The organism is Haloarcula quadrata (genome assembly GCF_003634715.1).
Lineage (GTDB): Archaea > Halobacteriota > Halobacteria > Halobacteriales > Haloarculaceae > Haloarcula > Haloarcula marismortui.
This window is the reverse complement of sequence record NZ_RBWW01000001.1, coordinates 1,973,148-1,999,755: the sequence shown is the minus strand read 5'-3', so window position 1 is coordinate 1,999,755 and position 26,608 is coordinate 1,973,148. Positions and strand designations below refer to the sequence as shown.

Annotated in this window: 19 protein-coding genes and 1 tRNA gene; 9 read left to right on the top strand and 11 right to left on the bottom strand. The window is 61.2% G+C overall.

What is annotated here, in order from left to right; genetic code table 11:
* Positions 1-150 precede the first annotated feature (150 nt).
* Positions 151-1,428, top strand: a complete 1,278-nt coding sequence (locus BDK61_RS10180; RefSeq protein ID WP_121303169.1) for an RNA-guided endonuclease InsQ/TnpB family protein — start codon at positions 151-153, stop codon at positions 1,426-1,428.
* A gap of 11 nt (positions 1,429-1,439) precedes the next feature.
* Here the strand turns inward: BDK61_RS10180 and BDK61_RS10175 are convergent, their stop codons facing one another.
* Positions 1,440-2,597 carry an acyl-CoA dehydrogenase family protein gene (locus BDK61_RS10175; RefSeq protein WP_121303168.1) on the bottom strand — a complete coding sequence of 386 codons (1,158 nt, stop codon included), beginning with the start codon at positions 2,595-2,597 and terminating at the stop codon, positions 1,440-1,442.
* Positions 2,598-2,710: 113 nt separating this feature from the next.
* Here BDK61_RS10175 and BDK61_RS10170 point away from each other — a divergent pair, with 113 nt between their 5' ends.
* From BDK61_RS10170 to BDK61_RS10150, 5 genes are all read left to right on the top strand, one after another.
* Complete coding sequence (locus BDK61_RS10170; protein WP_121303167.1) at positions 2,711-4,675, top strand: 3-hydroxyacyl-CoA dehydrogenase/enoyl-CoA hydratase family protein; 1,965 nt, start codon at positions 2,711-2,713, stop codon at positions 4,673-4,675.
* Between the two features lie 157 nt (positions 4,676-4,832).
* Positions 4,833-4,907: transfer RNA gene (locus BDK61_RS10165), tRNA-Glu, on the top strand.
* Positions 4,908-5,635: 728 nt separating this feature from the next.
* Complete coding sequence (locus tag BDK61_RS10160; RefSeq protein ID WP_121303166.1) at positions 5,636-6,871, top strand: DUF4352 domain-containing protein; 1,236 nt, start codon at positions 5,636-5,638, stop codon at positions 6,869-6,871.
* Positions 6,872-6,976: 105 nt separating this feature from the next.
* Entirely contained in the window at positions 6,977-8,158 is a 1,182-nt protein-coding gene (glmU, locus tag BDK61_RS10155) for a bifunctional sugar-1-phosphate nucleotidylyltransferase/acetyltransferase (protein WP_121303165.1), read from the top strand.
* 139 nt (positions 8,159-8,297) lie between these two features.
* Entirely contained in the window at positions 8,298-8,477 is a 180-nt protein-coding gene (locus BDK61_RS10150) for a DUF7576 family protein (protein WP_121303164.1), read from the top strand.
* A 90-nt stretch (positions 8,478-8,567) separates the two neighbouring features.
* Here BDK61_RS10150 and BDK61_RS10145 read toward each other — a convergent pair whose 3' ends face one another.
* The gene (locus BDK61_RS10145; RefSeq protein ID WP_007190171.1) at positions 8,568-8,792 is read right to left on the bottom strand and encodes a hypothetical protein; all 225 of its coding nucleotides are present in this window, start codon (positions 8,790-8,792) and stop codon (positions 8,568-8,570) included.
* A gap of 162 nt (positions 8,793-8,954) precedes the next feature.
* Between BDK61_RS10145 and BDK61_RS10140 the strand changes: the two genes are divergently transcribed.
* A complete protein-coding gene (locus tag BDK61_RS10140; protein WP_121303163.1) occupies positions 8,955-10,937 on the top strand; it encodes an AMP-dependent synthetase/ligase in 1,983 nt (660 codons plus the stop codon).
* 23 nt (positions 10,938-10,960) lie between these two features.
* Here the strand turns inward: BDK61_RS10140 and BDK61_RS10135 are convergent, their stop codons facing one another.
* The 7 genes from BDK61_RS10135 to BDK61_RS10105 form a co-directional block, all read right to left on the bottom strand.
* A complete protein-coding gene (locus BDK61_RS10135; protein ID WP_049919161.1) occupies positions 10,961-11,353 on the bottom strand; it encodes a secondary thiamine-phosphate synthase enzyme YjbQ in 393 nt (130 codons plus the stop codon).
* A 58-nt stretch (positions 11,354-11,411) separates the two neighbouring features.
* The gene (locus BDK61_RS10130; protein WP_121303162.1) at positions 11,412-12,737 is read right to left on the bottom strand and encodes a cytochrome P450; all 1,326 of its coding nucleotides are present in this window, start codon (positions 12,735-12,737) and stop codon (positions 11,412-11,414) included.
* Positions 12,738-12,831: 94 nt separating this feature from the next.
* Positions 12,832-13,218 carry a CBS domain-containing protein gene (locus BDK61_RS10125; RefSeq protein WP_121303161.1) on the bottom strand — a complete coding sequence of 129 codons (387 nt, stop codon included), beginning with the start codon at positions 13,216-13,218 and terminating at the stop codon, positions 12,832-12,834.
* A 109-nt stretch (positions 13,219-13,327) separates the two neighbouring features.
* Positions 13,328-15,367, bottom strand: a complete 2,040-nt coding sequence (locus tag BDK61_RS10120; protein ID WP_121303160.1) for a SpoVR family protein — start codon at positions 15,365-15,367, stop codon at positions 13,328-13,330.
* Positions 15,364-16,677: a YeaH/YhbH family protein gene (locus BDK61_RS10115; protein WP_004961042.1), complete on the bottom strand. Its 1,314-nt coding sequence runs from the start codon at positions 16,675-16,677 to the stop codon at positions 15,364-15,366. The genes BDK61_RS10120 and BDK61_RS10115 overlap by 4 nt, the downstream gene beginning before the upstream one ends.
* Positions 16,668-18,950 (bottom strand): PrkA family serine protein kinase, encoded by a 2,283-nt coding sequence (locus tag BDK61_RS10110; RefSeq protein WP_121303159.1) that lies wholly within the window; start codon positions 18,948-18,950, stop codon positions 16,668-16,670. The genes BDK61_RS10115 and BDK61_RS10110 overlap by 10 nt, the downstream gene beginning before the upstream one ends.
* Complete coding sequence (locus tag BDK61_RS10105) at positions 18,950-21,022, bottom strand: PrkA family serine protein kinase (RefSeq protein ID WP_004961046.1); 2,073 nt, start codon at positions 21,020-21,022, stop codon at positions 18,950-18,952. Before BDK61_RS10105 ends, BDK61_RS10110 begins: the two co-directional genes overlap by 1 nt.
* A 601-nt stretch (positions 21,023-21,623) precedes the next feature.
* On the opposite strand from BDK61_RS10105, the gene BDK61_RS10100 reads away from it, so the two are divergent.
* Both BDK61_RS10100 and BDK61_RS10095 read left to right on the top strand, forming a co-directional pair.
* Positions 21,624-22,001 carry a DUF5820 family protein gene (locus BDK61_RS10100; protein WP_121303158.1) on the top strand — a complete coding sequence of 126 codons (378 nt, stop codon included), beginning with the start codon at positions 21,624-21,626 and terminating at the stop codon, positions 21,999-22,001.
* Positions 22,002-22,033: 32 nt separating this feature from the next.
* The gene (locus BDK61_RS10095; protein WP_011223423.1) at positions 22,034-22,483 is read left to right on the top strand and encodes a UPF0179 family protein; all 450 of its coding nucleotides are present in this window, start codon (positions 22,034-22,036) and stop codon (positions 22,481-22,483) included.
* A gap of 520 nt (positions 22,484-23,003) precedes the next feature.
* Here BDK61_RS10095 and BDK61_RS23840 read toward each other — a convergent pair.
* Together BDK61_RS23840 and BDK61_RS23835 are read right to left on the bottom strand one after the other, a co-directional pair.
* A complete protein-coding gene (locus BDK61_RS23840) occupies positions 23,004-23,405 on the bottom strand; it encodes a hypothetical protein (protein ID WP_244209755.1) in 402 nt (133 codons plus the stop codon).
* A 27-nt stretch (positions 23,406-23,432) separates the two neighbouring features.
* Entirely contained in the window at positions 23,433-26,582 is a 3,150-nt protein-coding gene (locus BDK61_RS23835) for an ATP-binding protein (protein ID WP_244209754.1), read from the bottom strand.
* Between the last annotated feature and the right edge of the window lie 26 nt (positions 26,583-26,608).

The following is a 26,608-nucleotide window of genomic DNA, read 5'->3' as shown; positions in this document are numbered from 1 at the left end:
ATGCAGTTTCGAGGCGGAGCCTCCGGCCTCAAGGAGTGAGCGAAGCGAACGAGTAGGCCGGAGAGGAAGCCAACAACCCGGACACAGACCACGGACTGTTGCCGTCTGTTCTCCCCAACGCTGATAAAACACCGAGCACACGTCTGAGCCATGGAAGTGCGGCGCACTGTTTCAGTCAAACTCGACGTGGACAGCAACGACGCCGCACTTCTCCGCGAAACCGTCGATGAATTTCTGTGGGCCGCCAACTACGTCGTAGACCACGCATGGCAGGGCGAATACAAAACGACGAGCAAGGCCCAGTTGCAGGCAGAAACCTACGACGACGTGCGTGAGCAAACACGATTGCACGCGAATCTCGTCCAGAACGCTCGCAACAAGGCCGCCGACGCCGTACAGAGCGCCGTCGCCCGCTGGAAGCAGGGCGAGTACGCGGGAAAACCGCACTTCACGAGTCCGACCGTGGTGTACGACAAACGGTGCGCGACATTCCACGACGAGTACGTGTCGCTGGCGACCGTTGAGGGCCGTATCGAAGTCGAGTACCTCCTTCCCGCCGCCGACCGCGACACACCACACAGTCGGTATCTCGACAGCGACGACTACCAAGTGACGGGCGCAGAACTGCACCACAGAGACGGCCAGTGGTTCCTTCATCTCCGTACAAGCGCGGAGGTGGAGTCTGACACGCCGAAACAGGCGACGACCGGGCACAGGACAGTCCTCGGCGTTGACCTCGGCGTGAACCAACTCGCTGTTACTTCGACAGGGACGTTCTGGAGCGGCCACGAGTTCGACCACTGGAGGCGCGAGTACGAGGAGCGGCGTGGCTCGCTCCAGCAGTGTGGCACGCGGGCCGCTCACGAGAATATCCAGTCGGTCGGAGGGAAGGAAACGGGCCGGTTCAAACTGATGCTCCACCGGATTGCCAACGGTATCATCGAAGAAGCCGCCGAGAACGGGTGTACGATCATCGCCTTCGAGGAGTTGAGCGGCATCCGTGACCGACTCCCCGAAGCGTCGTGGGGCCACAAGTGGGCGTTCGAGCGGTTGTACGAGTACGTGAAATACAAATCCGAGTTGCACGGCATTGATGTGGCAGTGGTAGACCAGGAAAACACGTCACGTCGTTGCTCACACTGCGGGTTCACCCACCCGGACAACCGCGACAGCGAGGCGTTCGTGTGCCTGAAATGCGGCTACGAGAACCACGCCGACTACAATGCGGCAAAAAACATCGGTTTGCGGTATCTCCGTCGTAACCAAACTGGGGACGGTGGAGGCGCACCCGTAGGCGTGCGCTTGAATCGCGGGACATTGAACGCGAACGGAGAGTATGAGACTCCTGCCGGAGATTCCGGCCAGAGCGGGAGTCCACGCGAAAGCCCCACCCTCAACGAAGCGAGGTCGTCAGACCGAGCGAAGTAGGGTGGGGTAGTTTACGTCATGCCCTTCCCGAGCAGTTCTCGGGCGATGATGTTCTTCTGGATCTCGGTCGTCCCCTCGTAGATCTGAGTGATCTTGGCGTCGCGGTAGAACCGCTCGACGTCGAAGTCGTTGACGTAGCCAGCGCCGCCGTGGATCTGGACGGCCTCGTCGGCTGTTTCGACGGCGACGCGGGAGGCCTTTTCTTTGGCCATTGAGGCCAGCTGGGTGAGCTTGTCGGCGTCGTTGTCGACGCTCCAGGCGGACTTGTGAGTTAGCTGGCGTGCCGCCTCGATTTCGGTGAACATCTCGGCGAGTTTGTGCTGGGTGGCCTGGAACTCTGAGATGGACTGGCCGAACTGCTCGCGGTCTTGGGCGTACTCCAGCGCGCGCTCGGCGGCCCCGCGAGCGATACCGACGCCCTGTGCGGCCACGCCGGTCCGGGTCTCGTCGAAGAACTGCATTATCTGGAGGAAGCCGGCCCCACGCGTTCCCACAAGGTTGTCTTCGGGGACGCGCACATCGTTGAGAATGAGTTCTGCGGTATCCGACGCACGGATACCCAGTTTCCCCGTAATCTTCTCGGCTTCGAACCCGTCGCGGTCGGACTCAATGAGAATCTGCGAGAAGCCGTTGTACCGCCCCTCCGCGTCCGGGTCAGTCTCACAGAGCACGACGAAGTAGTCGCCGACCGAGCCGTTAGTGATCCACATCTTGTTGCCGTTGATGACCCACTCGTCGCCGTCCTTTCGCGCCTGCGTCGACACCGACGACACGTCCGAGCCGGTGTCGGGTTCGGAGATGGCCGCGCCCATGATGGCGTCGCCCGTGGCAACGGGCTCCAAGTACTCCTCCTTCTGGGCCTCTGAGCCAAACCCGATGAGGGCGTCAGCACCGAACGCGGCCGACTGGATGCTCAGACCGATACCGGGATCGGCCGCGAACAGTTCCTCGGCGATGATGGCGTTCGTCAGCATATCGTAGCCTGCGCCACCATACTCCATCGGGATGTTCGCCCCGGTTAACCCCATCTCAGCGGCTTTTTCGACGATTTCTCGGGGGAACTTCTCTTCAGTGTCGTACTCGGTCGCGACGGGTTTGATTTCATTTTCCGCGAACCGGGCTATCTCGTCCTGTATCTGTCGCTGCTCTTCTGTCAGTCCGAAGTCCATATGTGGTGTGTTGACGTGATATGCATTAATGGTTTGTAATCCGAAATAAACTGGAGAGTGGTTTTCTAATGAGAGAAACGTTGAAGCCTCGGCCGGCAGTGGAACGATATGTCATGGATTTCGAGGATATTGACACTATCGCCGTGCTCGGTGCCGGGAATATGGGCCATGGAATCACCGAAGTGGCCGCGCTCGCAGGCTACGACGTGCGGATGCGAGACATCAAAGACGAGTTCGTCGAGGACGGCTACGGCAACATCGAGTGGTCGCTGAACAAGCTGGCCGAGAGAGACCAGCTCACCCAGGAGGAAGCCGATGCGGCGCTTGACCGCATCACGCCGCTGGTCGATGTCGAGGAAGCAGTCAGCGACGTCGACGTGGTCATCGAAGCCGTGCCGGAGAAAATGGAGATCAAGAAGGACGTGTACACAGAGGTCGAAGAACACGCGCCCGAAGACGCCATCTTCGCCACCAATACATCCAGCCTCTCCATCACGGAGTTGTCGGAAGTGACCGAGCGGCCCGAGCAGTTCTGTGGGATGCACTTCTTCAATCCGCCGGTGCGGATGCAACTGGTCGAGGTCATCTCCGGCGCACACTCGGGCGACGACACGCTGGAAGCCATCGAGGCGCTTGCCGAAGACTTCGGCAAAACACCGGTCCGCGTCCGCAAGGACTCGCCGGGATTCATCGTCAACCGCATCCTCGTCCCGCTGATGAACGAGGCCGCGTGGCTCGTCCACGACGACGCGGCGACCATCGCCGAGGTCGACTCGACGACGAAGTTCGACATGGGCCTGCCGATGGGGTCGTTCGAACTCTCGGACCAGGTCGGCAACGACGTGGGGCTGCACGTGCTTGAGTACATGCACGAGGTCCTCGGCGAGCCGTACGCCCCGTGTCCGCTGCTCGAAGAGAAGGTCGAGAACGAGGAACTCGGGAAGAAGACCGGGAAGGGCTTCTACGACTATGAGAACGGCGGCGTCGACATTCCGACGGATGCCGGCCGCGAAGATGTCGAGCACCGCCTCGTCGCCGTGATGGCAAACGAGGTCGGGAAACTCGTCGAGAACGACGTCGCTCCCGTTGCAGACATTGACCAGGCTGTCCAGCTCGGCGGCGGCTTCCCGGACGGTCCCGCAAAAATCGCCGACAAGACCGGTCTGGAGACGCTTATCGACACACTCGAGGAAACCCACGAGGAGACCGGCGCGGAGCGCTATGCCGTCGCTGACGGCCTCCGAGAGGCTGCCGAGTCGGGCGGCTTCTACGGCAGCGACGACGATGCGCCGGCGGAGTTCGACAACGTCACCGTCGAATATCCCGGTGACATGGTCGGTCACATCGAACTCGACCGTCCACACCGGATGAACACCGTCAGCCCGGACCTGATGGACGACCTTGCCGACGCCGTCGACCTGCTCGAAAATGACGACGAGGTGCGTGCCATCCTGCTGACCGGAGCCGGCGACAAGGCGTTCTCCGCCGGGGCCGACGTGCAGGCGATGGCCTCGAACGCGACGCCGCTGGACGCTATTGAACTCTCCCGCAAGGGCCAGCAAACCTTCGGCAAGCTTGAGGAATGCTCGATGCCAGTCGTCGCCGGAATCGACGGCTACGCGCTGGGCGGCGGGATGGAACTGGCGACCTGTGCCGACCTCCGCGTGGCCTCGGAACGCTCCGAACTGGGCCAGCCAGAACACAACCTCGGCCTACTGCCGGGCTGGGGCGGCACGCAACGCCTCGCTCGCATCGTCGGCGAAGGCCGCGCCAAGGAGATTATCTTCACCGGCGACCGCTACGACGCCGAGGAGATGGCCGAATACGGCTTCATCAACGAGGTTGTCGACAACGACGCCCTCCACGAGCGAGCGCTGGAACTGGCCAAAGACATGGCCGCCGGTCCGCCAGTCGCACAGAAACTCACCAAGCGCGCCATGCTCGCCGGCCGCGACGACATCGACGCTGGCCTCGAAGTCGAATCACAGGCCTTCGGCCACCTCATCGGGACCGACGACGTGATGGAGGGCATCAACGCGTTCATGGGCGACGGAGAGCCGGACTTCGAAGGGAAGTAATAGCGGACAGTCGCCCGCCGAGCAAATACGTCCCATCTTTTTGCTGGAGACGTCTCGGGGATGGTCTGCTTACGCTAGCCACACGCCTGTGGTACGCATCCTCAGGTAGCGTTGATTTCGATGGGGTTAAATTGGTCCACCCGGAACGTTTGAGTACGCTCGGTTGGTGTAGTCCGGCCAATCATCTTGGCCTTTCGAGCCGAGGACCAGGGTTCAAATCCCTGACCGAGCACATTACTGTCGCAAACAAGTTCGCAAGCAACTGCTGCATCAGCCGTTCGGTGCAGCACCCCGCTGAACAGGTTTGGTGCGCACTCGCGCTTTCAGCCTCCGAGTTGCACGGTGTACCTGGTCTGTGTCCCGAGATACGTCCTGGAATCTGTGACCGTTAGGGGGGTCGTTGTTCCCCGACTGATGCCGCTCCATATCGGGTCGCCGCCGAAAGAAAGCGCGTGCACACCGGTCGCGTCATCGCTCCGGGTCCAGCAGACAACTGTGTCAGCTGTCGTCTGAATCTCCCGTAGCGACCGTTCGAACGAGTAGCTCTAGACACGCTCTCCGACAATTCGGTCAACGGCATGGACCGTCGTCTCGCCACCAGAAACGCACACTATCCCATCCCGCACGATCGGCCGATTCGTCCCGCAATGACCCCACTGCCCCGCCAGTGGGCCGTTCGTCTGGTATATCCACCGAACTGCGTCACCTTCCGGCGGGCCGGGACGCTTGTCACTCGCCGCTGGTCCGTCGCTGTCTCAGGACGTTGGCCGGACCCTCTTGTCGTGCCCGTCGGAGACGCTGACGGTAGGCAAACCAGTGGTAGCCGCTATCCTGACAGTCGATTGGCTCAAATAAATCTACAAGATTTTATTTTAGATGATAAGCTGTTATATACTCATATTTAACAGATAAATAACTAAAAGAAAACATATTTGTATGTGTATATAAACCCAGTAGTACATGGACCGACGAACATACATCGGTACGATTGGAAGCAGCATGGCTGCACTCAGCCTTGCCGGATGCAGTGGTAGCGACGGGGGAGACGGAAACGAGTCAACATCAACGCCCGAACCCACGTATGAAGTAGACCAGGAAGCACCGGCGCGACTGAAATTGCTCTCAGTGAGTGGGCCAAAAGAGGTCGCGTTCGGTGACACCATCAAGGGTGACGTGACTGCTGTCAACGTCGGTGGCGAGCTGATCTCCGGGGATGCGACCATCGAGTTCGTCCATTCAGAATCGGGTGCCACTGAGCCACAGACAGTTACCGTCAACGCTGATGGCCTGAAATCCGGCGAAGAAGTCTCGCATAGCTATCGTGTTGACGCCAACTACGCCGGTGCATGGGCGTTTGAAACGTCTTCGGACTTCTACGCTGTCGACGATACAGTCACGTCAACCGTGTCGGTCCTCCCGAAGCAGGGGAGCACTGGGGAAACCATTGAGCTTGCGAGTGGGGTTCAGGCCACAGTGTCCGATATGACCTATGAACAGATGATAGCCTACGAGTTGTCTCCTGGCGAACGGACCATAGGCGACAACACTGCACATGCTATCCGCGAAACGGTCTCAGATAATATCCTGCTGATTCTGAGCGTTACGTTCGAGAATGGAACGGGTGAGGCAAAGACAGTGTCAAAAGACGACTTTGTTGTTCCCGAATCGAGCTTCGTGAGCGAGTCGGCCGCAGGTCGTGACGGAACGAATGCAGTCGGGGAGAACATCAACCCGGGACAGACCTACAGCGGCCACCTGATTTACGCTGTCCCGAAGGCTCAGATTGACGACCTCACATTCGGCATAAACCTCGCTGAGGGGAGTGCGGTCGCTGATATCGAAATCCCGCTACAGTCTCCCGGTGGCTTCCCCGAGTTCGAACTGGCGAATATCGATGTGCCACCGGAGGATGTTACAGGCGATGAAGCAACAGTTGCGATGGAGGTCGAAAATGTGGGTGACAGCGCCGGAATGTTCAAATCTATCTTCGAGTTCAAAACACCCGAAGAGTCAGGCTTATTTGCCAGCTATTCCGCCGATACGTGGTACATTGACGCCGATGGCCCCTTCACACAGCGGATTCCCGCTGGAGAAACTAGAACCATCGAACTGGTGACGGAGCCGGATTCGGACAGACGGTGGGACTACCGGACGACACCTTTCGGAGCGGAGTGGACGTTCGAGGCCGTAGAATAGGTGTAGGGCCCCCTCACGAGTACACTACTGTGACTTCTATGTCTCCCGCTTCTCGAACGAGTCAACAGCGGTAGGTATTTTTCGGGGCCGGGCGACGGGCAGACCATGCAAGCTGTCGTACTCGCGGCGGGGCAGGGGACGCGTATGCGGCCGTTGACGGACCACACACCGAAGCCGATGCTTCCGGTCGCTGACCGGCCGCTGGTGGCACACACCGCAGACACCGCGATTCAGGCGGGGGCCGACGAACTCATCTTCGTCGTTGGCTATGAGGCCGAGGCAGTCCGCTCGTACTTCGGCGATGAGTACGGCGGCGTCCCGGTCAGCTTTGCCGTCCAGGAGGAACAACTGGGGACCGCCGATGCGGTGGCCGCCGCAAAGGACCATCTTGAGGGTCCCTTCGCAGTCCTCAACGGCGACAATCTCTACGACGCCGAGAGTCTCAGCGGCCTCTTTGACGCCGCGCCGTCGGTCGCCGCCTACCGCGTTGACGACCCGACAAGCTACGGCGTCCTATCAACTGAGGGCGACACCATCACCGGCATCGTCGAGAAACCGGACGACCCGCCAACGGACCTGGCGAACGCAGGCGCGTACGTCTTCCCGGCCGAGGCACGGGACTGGCTGGACGTGCCCCTCAGCGACCGCGGGGAGCGCGAAATCACGGATGTCCTTGCGAAAGTCATCGAGGAGTCGACAGTCACCGCCGTTGCGGTCGACCGCTGGCTGGATGTGGGCCGTCCCTGGGAGCTACTGGAGGCCAACGAGTGGAAACTGGGACAACTGGACCGGCGACTCGACGGGGAGGTGCGGGGCGATGCGGACCTGCGCGGCGAAGTCGTCGTCGAGGCGGGTGCAGTCATCGAACCCGGCGTCGTCATCGAGGGGCCAGCGCTGGTCCGCTCTGGCGCTCACATCGGGCCGAACGCCTACATTCGTGGGGCGACCCTTCTGGGTGAAGATACCCACGTCGGCCACGGGGTCGAACTCAAGAACACGGTTTTGATGGCTGATTCGAACGTTCCCCACGTCTCCTACGTGGGTGACAGCGTCATCGGTCGCGATGTCAACTTCGGCGCTGGAACGCAGGTGGCGAACCTTCGCCACGACGGCGACCCGGTCCGAATGACGGTGAAAGGCGACCGCGTCTCGACGGGCCGGCGGAAGTTCGGTGTCGTCGCGGGCGACGGCGCAAAGACGGCCATCAACACCAGTCTGAACGCCGGCGTTGTCCTCTCATCGGGCGCGACGACGACACCCGGCGAATCCGTCACTCGGGACCGATAGCGAGGACCTCGCAGCGAGCATCTGTGTACGATGACTCCACGCAGGTGTCCTTTTGTTTCTGATTCGTCATTCGTGTATGTTCGTGACGTTCAGTGCAAGTATGTGGGATTAAGTGTCGTGAAAGACATTCCCAACTAAGATGGTCGACCCGACATCGGATCACCACGAAGATATCGACGAGGACGAGGCACCGGAGTGTGCTACCTGCGGTGACGCTATCGCTAACGAAGTGACCCACCGAGTCATTACATGGATCGAGGACGGCAGTGTCGAAACTGCCCACTTTTGCAACGACGACTGCCGACTAGAGTGGCAGTAACGCGTCTACTCTAACTGTCTTCTGGACAGCGACCGCTTGCCGGGTGTGTCACTCGCGATTCGAGCCGTTTGGGTGCATCTCGCCGCTGCATCAACTGCCTGTTTTGCCAGCCATCTGCGTATCGATGTGGTGGACGGCGTCGGGTGAGAGAAGTCGTCCGGTGGGTAGTTCGACCCAGCCGTTTGCGAGGACCCGAACCGCACCCTCGTGCAGGACTGTCTCCTGATCGATATCGGCGTACACAATGGCATTCTCGTAGTCTTTGACGAACTGATCTACGGCATCATCCCAGGCTGGTTCCGTTGAGATGACCATAGCTCGATTATGCTATGGCTGTCATAAACTCTTGGTGTACACTTTATCACCCCGTTGTCACCTCTTCTTTCAAAACCGTTGACGCAATCAACTCCGACAAACCAATTGGGTGTTAACATCCTGCACATATTTGGGATGGCCTAGTGAATACCGCGGTATGACATGACCGGAGGCAATCACGCTGACTGGCGTCAGGCCGAGGAAGAGTACACTGACGAAGTCATCGGCGACGACACGCTGGGCGAGATGTTCGCCGCAAGCGCGGCACGGAACGCCGACACAACAGCTCAGCTGTACAAGGGTGGCGTCTACGACCGGTCACTGACTGACGACGTGATACCGGCGGCTCCTGACGGCGACTACGCCGCTCTCAGCTACGAACGGATGCATCAGCTCGTCAAATACTTGGCCGCAGGATTCCGTGACCTCGGTGTCGGCTCGGACGCTCGCGTCGGTATCCTGTCCAACACCCGGATGGAGTGGGCGCTGAGTGACTTTGCCATTCTGTCTGCGGGTGGGGTGGTGACGACCGTGTATACGGATTCCTCGTCGAAACAGGTGCAGTATCTGTTGTCGGACCCAGAGGCGAGCGCCGTTATCGTGGAGAACGCTGCGATGCTGGACCGTGTGCTGGCTATCGAGGACGACCTGTCGCTCTCGTTCATCGTTGTCATGGACGACACCGATGTGGACCGCGAAGACGTACACACGCTCAAAACGGTGTACAGGCGTGGCGAGGAAACGTTCAGCGAGACGGCATACCAGTCCTGGCTGGACGAACGCGACCCCGACGACTTGGCGAGCCTCATCTACACCTCCGGGACGACGGGCCAACCGAAAGGGGTCCGGCTCACCCACCGCAACTTCCGGGCGAATGTCAATCAGACGCGCAAGCGAATCGGGCCACGACCGGACAAGCCGTCGGACCTCCCGACCATTACCGCAGACACGCGTTCGATAGCGTTCCTCCCGCTGGCGCACGTGTTCGAACGCCTTGCAGGCCATTTCTTCATGTACGCCTCTGGCGCAGCTGTGAGCTACGCCGAGAGTCCGGATACACTGGCTGATGACCTTCAGACTGTGAAACCGATGACCGGGCTGAGCGTCCCCAGAGTGTACGAGCGCATTTTCGACAATATGCGAACGCAGGCCAGCGAGTCCCCGCTGAAAAAGCGCATTTTCGACTGGTCGATGGACGTAGCTCGCGAGTACGCCCGCACTGAGAATCCGGGACCGATACTCACAGCGAAACACTCGCTTGCGGACCGCCTCGTCTACAGCACCGTCAAAGAACGGCTCGGCGGGAACATCGAGTTCATGGTCAGTGGGGGCGGCAGCCTCTCGAAAACGCTCTGTGAGACGTTCCTCGGGATGGGACTGACGATACTCGAAGGATACGGACTCACGGAAACGTCGCCGGTTCTGAGTGTGAACCCGCCGGAAGACATCAGGCCCGGCACCCTGGGAGCCCCGTTGCCTGCTGTCGACGTTCACATCGATACCGGTGTCGTCGACGCCAGCGAGTTCGACGGCGTGACCGGCGACGTGGGCGAACTGCTCGTCGACGGCCCGAACGTCACGCAGGGGTACTGGAACGCGCCCGATGCGACGGCGCGGGCCTTCACGGAAATTGACGGCACCCAGTGGTTCCGCACCGGCGATATCGTCGAACGCACCGACGACGATTTCCTTATTTATCACGACCGCCTCAAAGAACTGCTCGTCCTTTCGACGGGAAAAAACGTCGCGCCACAGCCCATCGAAGACCAGTTCGCGACGAACGACCGGGTCGATCAGGTCATGGTCGTCGGCGACGACCAGAAGTTCGTCGGCGCGATAATCGTCCCGAACTTCGAGGAACTCCACCGGTGGGCCGACAGCGAGGGTATCGACCTTCCCGATGACCCCGAGGCACTGGTCGATGACGAACGCGTCCACGCGTGGGTCCAGACTGCCGTCGACGCGGTCAACGAGGAACTCGAACGCGTCGAGCGGATCAAGTCGTTCGCGCTCGTCTCCCGGGAGTGGACCGCCGAGAACGACTTGCTCACGCCGTCGATGAAAAAGAAGCGACGCAACATCCGCAGCGCGTACCGCGAGAAACTCGCCGAAATATACGGTGAGCAGCAGGTCGAGGCGGCCTGACTGGCGGTCACCGGAACTCCGACTCAGTCGGTGACGACTACGTCAACCGCTCGTTCGCGCGGCCCGTCACAGTCAACGAACAGCACGGACTGCCACGTCCCCATATCGAGGTCCCCGTCGCGGACAGGAATCGTCTCGCTTGGCCCGACGAACATCGCCCGGACGTGTGAATCCGCGTTGCCGTCCAGTTCGTCGTGGTCCCACCCGCTGTCCGGAATAAGGTCCCCGAGGGCGTCGCTGAGGTCACCCAGCAATCGCGGCTCGGCCTCGTTGACAGTGATGCCAGCCGTGGTGTGACGGACGAAAACGGTGCAGGTCCCTTCGGCGTCTTCAGGAATTACGTCCCGAACCCGGTCGGTGATATCAATCACGTCTGTGTGCGTGTCGCTTTCGACGGTGAACCGAGTTGCGCTCATATCGAATGCCACTCCCCGGACCTATGTGAAGATAGGCCATTTTCACCCCATGACCACGCTACTCAATGGCTGATATCTCGGCTTCCATCGGTCCCGACGGGCGTAGTGTCACACTCGGCTGTAAATCAAGTTCATCCGCAGTCACCTGTACGTCGTAGTGCTGCAGCACGTGCGCAAGGGCGAACTGTGCCTCGGTCAAGGCGACCTGACGACCGATACACACCCGTGGCCCGCTGCCGAAGGGGTAGTACGCGCTATCGCCACGGGAGGCTGAACCGGCCCACCGGTCCGGGTCGAACGTCAGGGGGTCCGACCACACGCGACTGTCCCGGTGATGAGCGTATATGGGGAGCATGACAAACTCGCCTGCGTCTAGGTCGGTTCCTGCAAGCGTGACCGGCTCCCGGGCCTCGCGAGACACGCTCCAGACTGCCGGTGTCAGCCGCAGCGTCTCCCTGACAACACGCTCCGTGTAGGTGAGGTCGGACAGGTCGGCCCATCCCGGCTGTCCCCCGTCCAGCACATCCTGTGCCTCCGCCCTGACACGCTCCTTTGCAGCCGGGTTCTGAGACAACCAGTAGAACGCGTAGGCAATCGTCAGTGCTGTCGTCTCTTGGCCACCAGTCATGAACAGCACGGTCTGGTCGATGAGCTCGTTCTCGGAGAGCTCGATGTCCGGGTCTGCCTTTGCGTCGATAAGCGCAGTAATCACATCCCGGGGCGGGTCCTCGTGGTTGAGATGCCAGTCCACGAACTCCGTTGCCACCGAGTCAAGTACTGCATCGGCTTCCTCGAACTCCGCGGAGACGCCGGACTGTAACTGCTCGGGCAGGACCAAATCGAACACAGAGGCGTCGAACTCATCATTAAGCGCGGCCAGCGCTTCATGGACGGTTTCCCCGCGTTCGCGGTCGGTGTCCTGGCTGAACAGCGACCGTGTGATGACGCGCATCGTCAGTATCGACAGCTCTTCGAACAGGTCTACGCGCCCCGACTCAGGCCACGCTGTCAGCGTCTCCTCTAGAGTGTCGCCGGCGATCTCGGCGTAGTCCGCCAGCCGACCGCCGACGAACTCCGGGTCCAGCACTGACCGCTGTTGCTCCCAGAGCGCGCCGTCACTCGATACCAGCCCCTGTCGCCGTTGCTCCTGAGCCCCGACGTTTGGGCGGCGGAACCGGTCACGGTCCGCGAGGACCTCATGGGCGATGTCGGGGTCGAGCACAACTGTGACTGACTGTCCAACCTGTGGGTCGACCCGGACGAGCGGGTACTGGTTTGCGTAGGCGTCTTGCATCCCGGTCAGGAATCGCAGCGGGTCCCTCGCCAGTCGTGGCAGACTCCCCACAACCGGAAGCCCCGGTGGCGTGTGTGCCGTTCGCTCCATGGCCCCGGGTTAGCCCAGACAATGAAAAATCTTTGGCAGAGACTGTCACGCAACCGTCTCCGGTGCGACGGCGGTTCTCCTCCAACCGTCTCATTCAGTCGTCAGCGAGATAGACGGTGAGGTCCGTGGCCGAGAGGATACCCGTCACCCGGTTCTCGTCGTCGACGACCGGCACGTGACTGATATTGTTGTCCCACATTGTGCTTGCGACCGCCGAAAGCGCCGTCTCGGGCGACGTGGTGACGATATCGGTCGTCATGTGCTCCCCCACAGTCGCTTCAGTGGGGTCGACGCCGTCGGCGGTCATCCGGACGTAGTCTGTCGAGGTGAGAATGCCCGCCGGCTGACACGCCTCGTCGACGATGACGACTGACTTTATCGACTGGTCATCCATCGCCGCTGCAACGTCGAGCGCCGGTTCGCCGGCAGTCACTGTCAGCACTGGTTCGGTCATGCAGTCGGCGACGGTCGCGCCACTCATGTTCCGGGGTTAGGACCGATTTCACATACGATTTGGGTCGGTACTGCGAGAAATACCCGACGGCATGGCGGAGTTGGTTTCCGCTCGAATCGGGGGTGCCACACAGCGCTCAGGCCAGCCATTCGTCCGGCTTGGTGTTGTAATCGATATCGGTCGCGGTGAGGTGTTCGACCTCGGCCCAGTCCACGTCAGTGACGGTCACCTCGTCGCCGTCGTAGCGGATTCGCTTGCCGATTTCTTCGGGCTCGGGTTCGCGGTCGCGGCGCTTGGCGACCTCCACGTCGTGGTCGTCGAACTCCTTGACGATGGTCAGGAGGTTCACCGGGCGGCCCCAGAGTTCGAAGGTGCGCTTGAGCACTTCCTTGGCCTGCCCGATGTCGAGCATCACGCCGTTGTACTGATGAGCGAGCAGCAGTTCGTTGCGGTTCTGGTAGTTGCCGTCCTCGACGACGACGGTGGGCTTCCCGAAGTTGGTGAACTGCAACATCAGTTTCTTCTTGACATCCTCGTGGTCTGTCGAGGTCACCCGGTAGTCGCCCGAGGCGTGGGTGTACTCGTAGGTGAAGTAGTCGTTGTCGTCGACGAACTCCTGGGTGAGGAACTCATCGAGGAAGGTCACGTCGTTGTGGCTCTCCCGGATTTCCCGCATCCGCTCCCAGCCGCGGGTGTAGTCCACGTCCGAGAGTGCCTCCGCAACGCTGTCGTAGCGCGAATCGTCAAACATGTAGCGGGCGGTCCGTTCCAGTTCCTCTTGCCCGACCCGGGAGACGAAGCCGCGGTACTGGGGTTTGACCAGCGAGTAGTGCCGCTGGGCCAGCCCCTCGTAGGTCAGGACTTTCCAGGGGTACTGTTCCACGTCGAACTCGCCGTCGCGGGCCGCCGCCAGTCCGTCGGCGTCGACACGGGCGTCCTCGGGGTCGAGGTCGTCGAGGTGGCCCGGAATGTCGGTGAGCCACGCTGGGGGTTCGAGACGGTCCTGTACCATCTCGTAATCGACGCTGTCGTCGAAGTTCCGCCAGGTGATGCCCTTGACCCGGAGCAGACGCTCGATGACCTCGCGGCGGTTCTCCGTGTTCTCGACGTACTCCCAGATTTCCAGCCCGAGGCTGTAGGGGTTCAGCCCACCCGACCCCAGTACCTTCGACATGTGGTCGGAGTAGAGGATGAACTCGTCGTCGCCGGCGAACTGCTCGCCGGTCATCATCAGGGATTCCCAGTAGGAGGCCCATCCCTCGTTCATCACCTTCGTCATCTTCTGTGGGGCGAAGTAGTAGGCCTCCCGGCGGAGCAGTTCCAGCAGTTCTTTCTGCCAATCTTCCATCTCCGTAGCGCGCTCGGCGTCCGCGTCGTACTGCATCCCGTGTTTGCGGAGGAACCCGAGAACATCCTTGTCAGGTTCGGCGGGGAACGTGACGTTCTCGTCGTCGTCGCGCTGGGCGTCCAGCCACTCCTCGTCGAACACCTGCCGTTTGACCTCCTCGGAGAGTTCAAGATCATCCAGCTGCTCGGTCACGTCCGCCCCTTCAATGTCCTCGAACTCCTCGGGGACCGTCTCGACCGGGCTGTAGGGAATATGCTGGTCGATGTTGTCCTCCAGACAGAGGACGTGGTCGATGAACCGCTCGACCTCGGCCCGCTCAATGTCGGGGTCTTGCATGTACTCCTGGATGGTGTCGCCGTGGCGGGCGAGCATCCCGGCGGCGTCAGGGCCGCGGCGGCGGTCCTCGCCGGACGCATCGGTCGTCGTCCGGGAGGAGCCGTCGGTGAACATCCGGAACCACTCGTTGTTGGCGAAGAAGTCCGCGTGGGCTTCGACGTGGGTGATGACGGCCTTCTGGTCAGCCAGCGTGTTCGATTCCTGAAGGAATGCGTGGGCTGGGTCATCGTTGTTGACGATCTCGAAGGCCTTCCCGCCGAGGAACTGGCCCTGTTTCTGCTGGCGGTCGTACTGCATTCCCCAGCGCCAGTGCGGGTATCGCTGCTGAAACCCGCCGTAGGCGATGAGTTCGTTCATCTCGTCGTAGTCGACGATCCAGTAGTTCACCGGATACGGCTTCAGACCGAGCTTTCTGGCGAGATTGCCAGCCTCCTCGACGGGTTCGTCGAGGTCATCGGCTACGCGCTGTTTCGCGAATCTATCGTTGTTCATTGGTCCTCCGTGCTGAGTATGTCGTAGATGGCGTCCACCACGTCCTCCGGCGAGGAGACGTACGCGACCGCGACGTTGTCGGCGTCCCGGAAGTTGCGTTCGACCTCCTCGGCGTGGGTGGCGTTGATGGCGTTCCCGCTCGGCTGGGTCTCCACGTAGGCGTGGAGGTTCGCCGGAATCTGTTCCATCAGCGGGATGACCTTCTCCTCGGTGTCGTTCGAGGAGTTCTCGCTGTCGCCCGCCGCGAACACGTAGCGGTTCCACTCGCTCCATGGGTACTCCTCTTCGAGCACTTCGGCGGCGAGTTCGTACGCGCTGGAGATACGGGTGCCCCCGCCCGAGCGGATGCCGAAGAACTCGTTGCGGTCGACTTCCCAGGCGTCGGCGTCGTGGGCAATGTAGACGAACTCGGCGTTGTCGTACTTGCCTGTGAGATACCAGTCAAGCGGCGTAAAGGTCCGTTCGACCAGTTCCCGCTTCTTCTGGCGCATCGACCCGGAAACGTCCCGGATGTTCACGACCACGACGTTCTTCTCGCGTTCCTCGACGATTTCGGGGTAGCGGTAGCGTTCGTCCTCGCGGCGGAACGGGATCTGGTTGACTCCTTCCCGGCGGATACGCTGGGAGGTCTCGACCTCCTCGACGTTGTCTTCCATCTCTTCGATGGAGTCCCAGACGGCTGTCTCCTCGCTTGGCAGTTCCTCATACGCGTCGTCGATCCACGCCTTCGAGACGGGCATGTTCTGCTCGCGGGTCCACTCGTAGACCGTGGCCGGCCCCCAGCCGTCGACTTTGAGCGCCTCGCGGACGTAGTCCTCGTCGAAGTCCATCGCGAGCTTCCGCTTGAGCCCTTTCTTGAACAGGCGCTCGAAGTCAAGCGTCGAGGAGGGGCCGGATCTGGTGATGTCCGTGAAGTCACCCTCTTTCTCCTCGATGACCTTCTTGCCCTTCGGTTCGAGGTCGAGCCCCAGTTGTTCGTCAAGTTCCTCGGCGAACTCCTCGGGGTCCATCTCGTAGTACTCGTGTTCGCCGCCCTCCTCGCCGGGTTCGCCGTCCTCGTCACCGTCGTCGCCGGGCTGGGGCTGTGGCTGGCCGACCGGGTCACCCTCTTCGGCGCCTTCCCCCTGCCCGACGCCACCCTGGTCGCGCTGGTCGTACTCGAACTCAGGAAGGTCGACGATCTTGATCGGGATGCGTACCGAGTCGCCCCGAGATTGGCCCAGATCGCCGTACTGGATAAACTCGGAGAGGTCCTGTCGGCGCTCCTCGCCCACGTCGCGGTACCGTTCGAGGTCGTCTTTTAGTCCCATCTATAACTCACCTGACTCATGACGTGTCGGCTCGTCAACTCGGCCGACGCCGCCGTGTAGTCGAACATCTCGACCATGTTGTCCAGCGTCTTCGCCTTGAGCCGAGCCGTCTCGGTCCCGGACGGCGGGTTGTCCCACTGCCCGGGCTCGAAGTCCTCGTAGGTCCGCTGGATGTCGTCCCAGTCGTAGCTCCCGAGGACGGTGTTGATGACCGGAATCTCCTTGGGGTTCACGTCGCCGACACGGAACTCCTCGTCGCGGCGCTGCCACGCGTGGCGGTTCAGTGCCGTAATGATCTTGTCGGTGCGGAACTGCTCGACGGCGTGGTCGGGCTCGTTGCCGTCGTAGTTCTTCTCGTCGAACCGGCCCAGATGCTCGATCTCGAACACCTTCATCTTCAGCGGGTCCGGGTCGACGCGTTCGCCCCGCTCGTTTTCGATCTGGTCGTCCGATTCCCAGGCGTAGACGTGCTCGATGTACTCCTCGACGGTCGCCTCGTCGACGCGCTTGTCCCGCATCATCGCGTCGAGCACGTCCTGTTCCTGCTGGCCGAAGATGTAGTTCTTGACAGTCACGACGCGTTCCTCGTACTCCGTGGCCTCACCGGTCGAGAATACAGGCGCGTCCGAAAGCCCTTCAGCGACGGCGTTGAGCACGTCTCGGGGCATCAGCACGTGTTCGACCGGGAGGTCGGGGTGGTGCCGGTCCTGTGGCTCGTGCAGCAGGTCGGCGATGATGTCGCGGACGTAGGTGACCGGGATACCGTGGTCGCCGTCTTCGGCGGTGGTCTCCAGGTCGTAGTCGTCGATGTCGACGCGCTCGTCACCCTCCATCAGGTAGCCCCGGTCGAACAACAGGGCCTTGTCCACAAGGTCCAGCCCGGTCGGGATTTCGGCGCTATCGAGCCGCGAGACGACAGCGTAGAGCGCCGCGGACTCGACGGTGTGTGGGGCCAGCTCCTTCTCGGTGGCCGTCTCGACCTGATCCCGGACCGAGATACTCAGTGGCTCCTGAATCCACGTCTCCAGTTCGTCCCACGTCTCGGGGTCCCAGACCTGCGTTTCGTTTGTCAGCTCGCGGCGCAGGAGCTGGGCCTCCAGTGAGAGATTCGTCAGATACGTGAACTCGTGTTTGTCAAGCCGGCGTTTCAGCGCCTTCAGCGGGTCCTGCCCCTCGCGGTCGGCGTGCTTGTTCAGCTGGGCTTCAAGATCCGGGTTCGAGATGATGACGAGCTGGGTGTCCACGTCCATCCCGATGCCCTTGTCGAGCTTGACGTGGGACTCGTCGGGGACGTTCAGCAGCTTCTGGAGCAGGTCGGCGTGCTGGGCGGCGTCCTCGACGACAGTCAGCAGGCCGTTGCCCTGCGAGAGGACGCCATCGTAGCTGAACGCCTGTGGGTTCTTCCGGCCCCGCGAATCGAGTTCGCGGAGCATCCCGTGCATCCACGAGCCGACGAGGCGCTCTTTAGGCGTTCCTTCGTCTTCGGAGTGGAGGATGCCGATGCCGCGGCCCACGTCCACGACGAAATTCTTCACCCGGAGGTGGGACGGCTGGGTGACCGCCGAGAACAGGTCCGTCTCGCCCTGCCGGCGGTACTGCTCTTCGAGGAAGTCGTAGGCCTCCCGCGAGAACGGGTCCAGCTGGCCGTCGACGCGGATGGGGATGTGGTCGTCGAGGCGCTCGTTGACCTCGGCGAGCAGGTCTGTCCGTACGTCCTCGGGGAACACCGTCAGCGGGTGGGCCTGAACGGGACTCTCATACCAGTCGTCCTCGTCCTCGATGGCCGCACTCCCGTAGGTCATGCTGGTGGCGTCGTTGCCGGCCCCGGCGACGTTCCATTCGACGGTGTAGCGCCGGCCCTCGGGTGTTTTCGAGTACTCCCGCAGGCCGTTGATGAGACAGCGCTTCAGCTCGGATTTCCCCGTGGCTGTCGGGCCTTCCAGCCAGATGATCTTCTCGTCTTTCCCGCGGCCCGCCGCAATCGAGCGGAGGTCGTCGACGAAGGCGTTCAGCACCTCGGTGTTGCCGAGGATGGCGTGTTCACCGTCGTTGTACGGGTCGTCGAAGAAGCGGTAGCGCTCCTTCTCCTCGCCCTCCTCGATGACCATCCGCGTCCCTGCGTCCTCGATGGCGTCGAGGAGGTACTTCGAGGCGTGGGCCGCGACCTGTGGCGTTTCAAGAACGGTGTCGACGTACTCCGCGAGGCTCATCGGGGCCTCGTAGGCGGCGTCGAGTGACTCGTCCGCGCGGTCGATGTACTCCTGGCCTGTCATTACTCTTCCATCTCGCTTTTGGCGACCTCCGCACCAGCGAACTCGAGCACTTCCTTGGCGCCCTCCTCGGAGTAACCCTGCTCGATGAGAGCGTCAACCCACTGGTTGCGCTCCTCGTCGTCCATTTCCGAACTGGAGACCAGCGCGGAGAAGTTGATGTTGTGTTTCTTGTCTTCCCAGAGCTTGCGTTCGAGGGCGCGGCGCAGGCGGTCGTTGTCCTGTGGGTTGAACGTGTCACCCTCGCGTGCGCGACGGGACACCCAGTTCGACACTTCCTGCCGGAAGTCGTCCTTGCGGTCCTCGGGGAGGTTCAGCTTCTCCTCGACGGAGCGCAGGAACTGCTCGTCGGGCTCTTGCTCGCGGCCGGTGAGTTCGTCCTCGACAGTCGCGTCGTCGATGTAGGCCATGACGTGGTCCATGTACTTCTCGCCCTGGCGCTGGATCTCGTCCATGTCGTAGGCCAGCGCATGACGCACGTCCTCGATGGCCCGCTCCTTGTACTCCTCGCGGACGAGTTCGAGGAAGCGGTAGTACTTGCTGAACGACTCCTCGTCGATAGAGCCGTGGTTCTCGAGGTTACCTTCGAGGTGATTGAACGTCGTCAGCGGCGAGAGGAAGTCACGGCTGCGGTGCATCGAGTCCATGATGGCCTCGGCGATCTCGTCGCCGATGAACCGCGGGGAGACGCCGTCCATCCCCTCGCCGATGTCGGCCATCTTCTCGGCCTCCTCGCGGAGCTTCTTCACGTCGACGTCCTCGGCCTCGTCGATTTCGCCGTTGTAGGCCTTGGCCTTCTGGACGAGATCGATGGACTCGTTGTCCGGCTCTTCGATGCGGGTGAGGACGCCGAACAGGCCCGCCATCTCCAGCGTGTGGGGCTCGACCTGAATATCCGGCAGGTCGGCGTTGCGCAGCATCTTTTGGTAGATGTTGGCCTCAGCCTCGTACTGGAGGACGTACGGGAAGTCGATGCGCTTGGTCCGGTCGTTGAACGCCTCCATCTTCTCGTCGCCCTTCTTGTCCCGGTACTCGGGCATGTTCGTCCGGCCAACGATGACCTGGTCGATGTCGATACGGGGGTTGTTCTTTGGCTTGATTGTCTGTTCTTGACTGGCATGGAGGAAGTCATAGAGGAACTCCCGCTGGAGCTTCAGCAGCTCCTCGCCCGAGAAGATGCCGCGGTTGGCGTTACAGAACGCCCCGGAGTAGTCAAAGGCTCGCGGGTCGCTCTCGCCGTAGATGGCGATCTTCGAGTAGTTGACATCGCCGGTGAGCTCCGTCTCGTCCTGATTCTTCTTGTCCTTGGGCTCGAAGGTCTCGATTCCGCGGCGCTGGTTCTCGTCAGCGACGAAGCGGACGATCTCGACGTGGTTTTCGAGGACGGCCTGGAGGTCGTCGTCGTATTCGGCCAGCAGGCGGTCCATGTAGAACTCCGAGGCGGGGTCCAGCGACTGCTCGTTTCGGATAGTGTAGGGGGCATCGAGTTCCGCGTTGATGTCTTCGATGACCTTGTCCCGCTGTGCCTGTGGGAGGAGCACGAGCGGGTCCTGGTTCATCGGCGACCGGACCACGTCGTCGGCGGGGTCCTGGTCGTGGATGACATCACAGAGGTTCGTCCAGCGGAACGTGTACATCCGGCCCTCGTCCCGGCTCGTGTAGTCCTCGAAGTAGCGCCGGACCTGCCGGTCGAAGTCGGACTTCCCCGACCCGACCGGCCCCAGCAGAAGCTTGATACGCTTCTCGGGGCCGAGCCCGCGAGCGCCGGATTTGACCTTGTTGACGAACTCGTGCATCGCCTCGTGGATGACCCGTCCGTAGAAGGTGTTCTCACCGTCGTGGAGCGGGTCCTCACTCGCCAGTTCGTATTCGACGACGCCGGCCTCCTCGTCATAGCTTTTGCCGTAGTAGTCGAACATATCCGCCACGCGCTGGTGGGCGTTGCGGGCGATCTTCGGCTCGTCGTACAACTGTTGCAGATACCAGTCGAACGTGTTCGTCTTCCGGAGGTCCGCCGGTATCGTGTCACGGTACTCCTTGCTCAGCGCTTCGAGTGTCTCGTTGTTCTTGCTCATGCTATCTCAGTAGTTCGTCGTGGCTGCAGGCGACCACCGACTGTCGCGGGCTGGTCTCGGGGCTGTGTCGCTCCTCGGTGTCGGTGCTGTCCGCTGCAGATGTGACCGCAAACAGCCGCTGGTTCACCCTTCACTGCGGGGTGACGCGTGTGCCCTTCCATGGCTGACCTGCCGGACGGAACACGGGGACTGTTCCGACCTGGTGTGGTAACGGGAAGCAGTGTCGAACTGTTTCCGATACTATTTACCGTACGAGTTCTGTTCATATAAGAACTTTGCCCTCTTATGTGCATACCGCCGATAAATTCCGGTCCGATAGTCGTCCGAATGCGGGGATGGCGGGGCACACCCATGTTACCATGTCTCATTATTTTGGCATTAGTTTATATACTGTGTCGGTTGTCAACTGTTCTCTCTGGTGGGTCGGCCAGTGTTTAGCGCTGGATTGATGTGAATCTGTTGCCGGATTGATTGACGAACGAGAACGGGACACACGGCAGCGCAACTCAGCGCATCGCTGTTGCCGTCGTGCAACCGAGTGCCGGTATCTGGGCCTGGGACGGACCAGCGGATTCTTGCCCGTCCACACCGATTCGGCTGTATGGACCTGTCGGGCCTCCCCGATGACTGGACGGTGTGGAACGAGACCGACGAGAAGCTCATCCTCGCGTACCGCCCGGACGTATTCGACTCGGAGCAGTTCCCGGCACCGTGCCTGCCGACTATTTACCTCACGCGCGGGAAACGGACCCGCCGCCCCGGCGCTGACCGGACCGGGGAAAGCTGGTACGTCACCTTCTATTTGGAGCCCGAGGTCGAGCGCGACGCCGATTCCTACGAGGGCCGCGACGCTGCCGTCGAGGGCGCTGTGGACCTGGCCACTCGGTTCGCCGACGGCGAACTGGACTACCGCTCGCTGTATCAGGTGCCCCGCGAGGCGTATCTGGATAAACTGGACGACCTGACCGGGCGGACATGATGCTTTACCGTGGCGGCGTTCTATAGCCCGGTATGACCACTGTCACGCTCGTCGGGACGCGCCTCGCCGAGGTCGGCGCGGAGTTCGTCTACCGCGGCGAAGCCAGCGGCTGTGAGGGCTGTCCCTACCGCGACCAATGCCTCAATCTGACGACCGGAAACCGCTACCGGATCACCAACGTCCGCCAGAGCGGGCAAACGCTAGACTGTGCCGTGCATGAAAACGGCGTTCGGGCCGTCGAGGTTGAGCCCGCACCGATTCAGGCCAACGTCCCCTCGAAGGGTGCGTACGCTGGGAGTAAGGCGTCGCTGCCGGGCCCCTGTCCTCACACCGAGTGTCCCAGCCACCCCTACTGTGAGCCTGCTGGGGCTGAGTTTGATGAGGAATATCGGATATCCGAGATTGTTGGTGACCCGCCGCATGACTACTGTATGCTAGATCGTGATTTGACGCTGGTGGAGCTGGAAGCGCCCGGAGAATAGAGCAACTACCCCATCCTCTGTTGTTCACTCTGTCGGCAACCTTGGGAAAACCCCCGGTAGAATAGATCAAAGCGGTTCTAGCACTCCCTAGACACCCGGCGACAAGCGCGACGAACGGGCAGGCGGGCGAAACACGACGAAAAGCCAAGTGAGCGGGGCGCTGCGTGGGAAATACAGATCGCTCAAGCGGAACATACCAATATCCCAATCAGTGTCAACTTTAGACCGAATCGCCAGACAGCAACTAAGGTTGGAAATCAATGTACGCCATATCTATCAACTTAGATTAACAAATTCGGGATTCACGGTATTTCCAGACTGCCCGCAAGCAGGGCGCTGTCCCATGAAAAGTGCCCCGTTGGCCAGTGAGCCACGGCATTCGCCAGCTGAATTCCCCACGCATCTAGCTAGGCTCGACAGCGATTATTCACCTTGTTTCGGGGTTGGGGCCCAAGGTTGGACATACCCAGATCGACAAAGGACGGTGTTGGCCCGATTTGGCAGTCTCAATCGCCCCCGATTAGCCTTGCAAGTCACGCGGATCCGGGCGGTTGATCCGATCAAGCAGCTGGTTGACCGTGATGATGTCCGAGAAGCCGGGTTCGTCAATGGTGAAGGAACTCGCAGGGGTGCTTTCGGAATACGTTTTTTCGACACGTGGCTCGCCCTCCAGTGGATCATTGAGCGCGGCAAGAACCTCATGAGCGGCGTCGTGTGACATTGCGACCCAGATAGCTTCGTCAGGATCACACGCGGCCATCTTATCGAAATCAGCGGGGACCGCGCGTCGATGGTCGTTGTTGACGCGTTCGGCCTCAAGCGTAATACGGATCTCGCCCTCGGCATCCAGCCCGACAAGGTCCAGTCGATGCAATGAGTAAGACTCTGAGACTTCCTCGACAGCGTCTTCATCCGTCCCCATGAATGTCGCAGCCGGGAGCGAGCCGTCCTAAATCTCGTAGTAAGGAATGACCTGTGTCACTGTTGACTCCGTGTCCGCGGCGTACTCGTGTTCGAGATAGAGCCGGGCCGCCTCCACGGCGAGGACGTGCTCACTGGATTCCTCAAGATCACCACATTCGTGACCGTAATCGACGCCACGGCGGTACGATTCCCCGATAGCGTCCCTGCCTGCAGGGGTCACCGAGTACAGGCGATGGGGGCGATCCGTATCGTGGCGCAGGACGTCGGCATCACACAGGTCCTGGACGGCGTCGCTCTCGATTCCGACATACTCCTGTAACCGAAGCATCGAATCGGACAGGAGATCGTATTCGAGCGGGTCATATCGGAGTTGCTGGGCGTTGTAGACAGCCTGCAGGAAACACAGCTGTGTCGTCGACCACTCGCTGTTTGCGCGTTCCTCGGCCGAGCGCTTCAGATTCAGCGTACAGATCGGCACATCATCGGGGTCAACATCGGCAATGGCACCACAGCAGGCGATCGCACGCCGCATGCCATCGATAGACGGATCATACCGGTTCCCACAGTCCTGACAGTGCAGGGCGTGACTCTCACGGTCGTAGGAAACCGTTTCCGGGAGCCGACGCGTCTGCGGGAGGGCACTGTCGACGCGCATAGGTCTGGACTCACCAGCTGGGTCACTACCGTCGTCGGTTTCGCCGGGCGTACTCGGTGACGCAAGGGTGAGCCCAGCTTCGGACCGTGTCCGAGCTGTTACATCCGCTATTAGCGGCTCCATCTCGTCGGTGGGAATCGGCTGTCCGGGGCCGTCCGGATCGCCGGCCGGGAGCGGCAACGACCTCACCTGAAACGGCCGTGGCTCGGGGTGGTCGAAGGGGGCAGGCAACTGGACCAGCCACTCCCCGCGAGGGAGCCACTTGAGCTGGTCGGACATTTCTTGTTCCGACATATCCGCGGTCGTAAAGCGGTCGGCCAGTCGGTCATCAGTCGGAACATTGCCAGTGACGTACGTCGAGACGTTGTTGAGTAACTCCCGGTAGACGGCGTCATCGATCCGGCGCAGCTGGTCGGGGAACTGCATCGCGAGTGTGATCCCGACACCGAAGCCACGCGACTGTGAGAGCAAGTCCTGTAAGATATTTGAGGTAGCAACCGAGGCGGCTTCTTCGAGATACACATTAACAAGCTTATATGATTCTGTCGAGGGTGTCGACTGGGCGCGCCGGCGCCGAGCGGACCAGAGGTTCGACAGTAAGACAAGCGTCATGACGCGCTGGGTATCCGTCCGAATGCGGCCGGTGTCGACGATGATGACGACGTCCTCATCGAGAAAGTCACCGAAATCGAAATGCGGGCCGTCGCCCTCGGGAACGTGATTGAACAGACGGGCTAGCCGACGGTCGACAGGGATCTTCTCGATCCGGTTGGCGACCCCCTGCATGATCTCATCGAACGAACGGGCGCTGTTCGCGACAACGCCAGCCAGCAGTCGTTCGAGATCCTCGTCGGCCACGGCCGGGGCTGACTGCCGGTCGTGCATCTCCTGGGCGGCTGCGTGCAGCGCACGATGCTGGAACGCGTCGTCGCCGTTAACCGGGTCGAACAGTGCTTTGACTAGGTATCTGATGATATCCGGCGAGCGGACGGCCTGTTCGAACCTGTCACGGCCCATGATGCCTACGAGCAGTTCGAGGTAGTGATCGGCCTTGTCCTCGACAGCGGTGGTCCGCGAGACGCCAGCCGCGAGGTCCTTGCGAATGTCGAAAAAGGAGAGTGCCGGTAACAGGGCGGCACAGTCGAAGTACAGGACGCTATCGAGACTCCCGTACGTGGCGTAGTGAGCGCGCATGTACTCGGTGGCCATCCCACCGCCTTTCGGCAGGAACACGATGTCCGCACCATCGGTAGCCGCGTGATTCGCGACGATCCCGTTCGTGAGACTCGTGGACTTGCCCGAGCCGGTTTTGCCGAACCACGCGACGTGGAGTGACTGGAGCGAGGGTGGGAGCGTTACTGGGTTTTCTTGAGCCGTACCGTCTTGTGAGAGCGGGCGACCGAGTGGAAGGCCGTCGTCACGGAACGGGTTGAGATGTGACGCTGGTGGCGGTGGGAGCATGCGACGTTCGCCGGGTGTCGTCGCAAGGGCGCGTCTGGCTGCAGTCGTGAGCGCGCTTCCGTCCAGGAGACAGAGGCTCCCGAGTTCGCTGGCGTCGACGACGATGCCAGGGCTGGTTGGGGTGGTAAGCGGGAGGCGGTTTTTCAGTCGGTCGTAGTCAGCGGGCTGAAACGTCCGGTCACAGACCCGGGTTCGGAGGTCCGCCGCGTCGGTGTCTGTGTAGACGGTGCCGGTGAGTTCGTAGGTGGTGTGGCTCACCTCGGCGAAGGCCGTTGCGAGGTCGTCGGCGACATGCTGGTCAGTGTCATTGGAGAGGATCGCGCGAATGTTGACATCGAAGGAGTGTCGTGGGTCTCGGTCGGCGAGTTCGTCGAGACGGGCGCGATCTTCGACGGGGACTGGTGTGTCTGTGTGGGTTGGCTCGGGCGTGGTGATGAGTGTGGCAATGAGCTGTCCGAGCCACGATTCCCGGCCCTCCTCGAGTTCGCGTCGGTGGAGGTCTCTGTCAGTCGACCAATCGGCCCTGGGCCGGACGAGGATCTGTAACAGTGCCGGCCCCTCGGTGGCGGCCATTGCCTCGACGACGCTTGCCAGTGGCGTGCGGACATGTTTGCTTTCGTTCTGGAACTCCTGTAACGGCGTGAGTCGAGTTTGCCAGTCCTTTCGACGGTCAGGTCGGCCGTCGAATTCCACGCCGGCTGCGGGCTGTGCAGGGAGGAGTGTGGGTGCCCACTGGACCGTTCGGAACTCGTAGCTATCTGGAAAGAGGGTGCGGAGGATGCGTTCGAGTGGTTGGTGGAGGTCTTCGGCGTCGACGCCGACGTAATACTGGATCGTCTGGGTGTCTTCCGGTGGTGCGACAAGGTAAATGTCGATTGTTGGTGGGGAGTTGGTGAATCTGGATAGGAGGGCAGTGTCGGTATTGCGGGATTTGAGGGTGTGGAGGCGTTCGAATTGAGCTGTGGCAGTGTCTGGGTCGATTGGTTCGTCTGTCGGTGTGACCCGGATGTACTGCCGGGTCTCCTCGACTGGGACCGGTAAATTGTTCTTCTCTGACATTGGAATTTACGTGTATATTTGTTAGT

Bases quoted from the DNA above. Each gene is read 5' to 3' on its own strand.
- BDK61_RS10150 (WP_121303164.1), top strand. From the start codon at position 8,298: ATGGTCGACCCGACATCGGATCACCACGAAGATATCGACGAGGACGAG.
- BDK61_RS10110 (WP_121303159.1), bottom strand. From the start codon at position 18,950: ATGACAGGCCAGGAGTACATCGACCGCGCGGACGAGTCACTCGACGCC.
- BDK61_RS23840 (WP_244209755.1), bottom strand. From the start codon at position 23,405: ATGGGGACGGATGAAGACGCTGTCGAGGAAGTCTCAGAGTCTTACTCA.
- BDK61_RS10175 (WP_121303168.1), bottom strand. From the start codon at position 2,597: ATGGACTTCGGACTGACAGAAGAGCAGCGACAGATACAGGACGAGATA.
- BDK61_RS10100 (WP_121303158.1), top strand. From the start codon at position 21,624: ATGGACCTGTCGGGCCTCCCCGATGACTGGACGGTGTGGAACGAGACC.
- glmU (WP_121303165.1), top strand. From the start codon at position 6,977: ATGCAAGCTGTCGTACTCGCGGCGGGGCAGGGGACGCGTATGCGGCCG.
- BDK61_RS10135 (WP_049919161.1), bottom strand. From the start codon at position 11,353: ATGAGCGCAACTCGGTTCACCGTCGAAAGCGACACGCACACAGACGTG.
- BDK61_RS10130 (WP_121303162.1), bottom strand. From the start codon at position 12,737: ATGGAGCGAACGGCACACACGCCACCGGGGCTTCCGGTTGTGGGGAGT.
- BDK61_RS10105 (WP_004961046.1), bottom strand. From the start codon at position 21,022: ATGAGCAAGAACAACGAGACACTCGAAGCGCTGAGCAAGGAGTACCGT.
- BDK61_RS10120 (WP_121303160.1), bottom strand. From the start codon at position 15,367: ATGAACAACGATAGATTCGCGAAACAGCGCGTAGCCGATGACCTCGAC.
- BDK61_RS10160 (WP_121303166.1), top strand. From the start codon at position 5,636: ATGGACCGACGAACATACATCGGTACGATTGGAAGCAGCATGGCTGCA.
- BDK61_RS10115 (WP_004961042.1), bottom strand. From the start codon at position 16,677: ATGGGACTAAAAGACGACCTCGAACGGTACCGCGACGTGGGCGAGGAG.
- BDK61_RS10180 (WP_121303169.1), top strand. From the start codon at position 151: ATGGAAGTGCGGCGCACTGTTTCAGTCAAACTCGACGTGGACAGCAAC.
- BDK61_RS10145 (WP_007190171.1), bottom strand. From the start codon at position 8,792: ATGGTCATCTCAACGGAACCAGCCTGGGATGATGCCGTAGATCAGTTC.
- BDK61_RS10125 (WP_121303161.1), bottom strand. From the start codon at position 13,218: ATGAGTGGCGCGACCGTCGCCGACTGCATGACCGAACCAGTGCTGACA.
- BDK61_RS10140 (WP_121303163.1), top strand. From the start codon at position 8,955: ATGACCGGAGGCAATCACGCTGACTGGCGTCAGGCCGAGGAAGAGTAC.
- BDK61_RS23835 (WP_244209754.1), bottom strand. From the start codon at position 26,582: ATGTCAGAGAAGAACAATTTACCGGTCCCAGTCGAGGAGACCCGGCAG.
- BDK61_RS10095 (WP_011223423.1), top strand. From the start codon at position 22,034: ATGACCACTGTCACGCTCGTCGGGACGCGCCTCGCCGAGGTCGGCGCG.
- BDK61_RS10170 (WP_121303167.1), top strand. From the start codon at position 2,711: ATGGATTTCGAGGATATTGACACTATCGCCGTGCTCGGTGCCGGGAAT.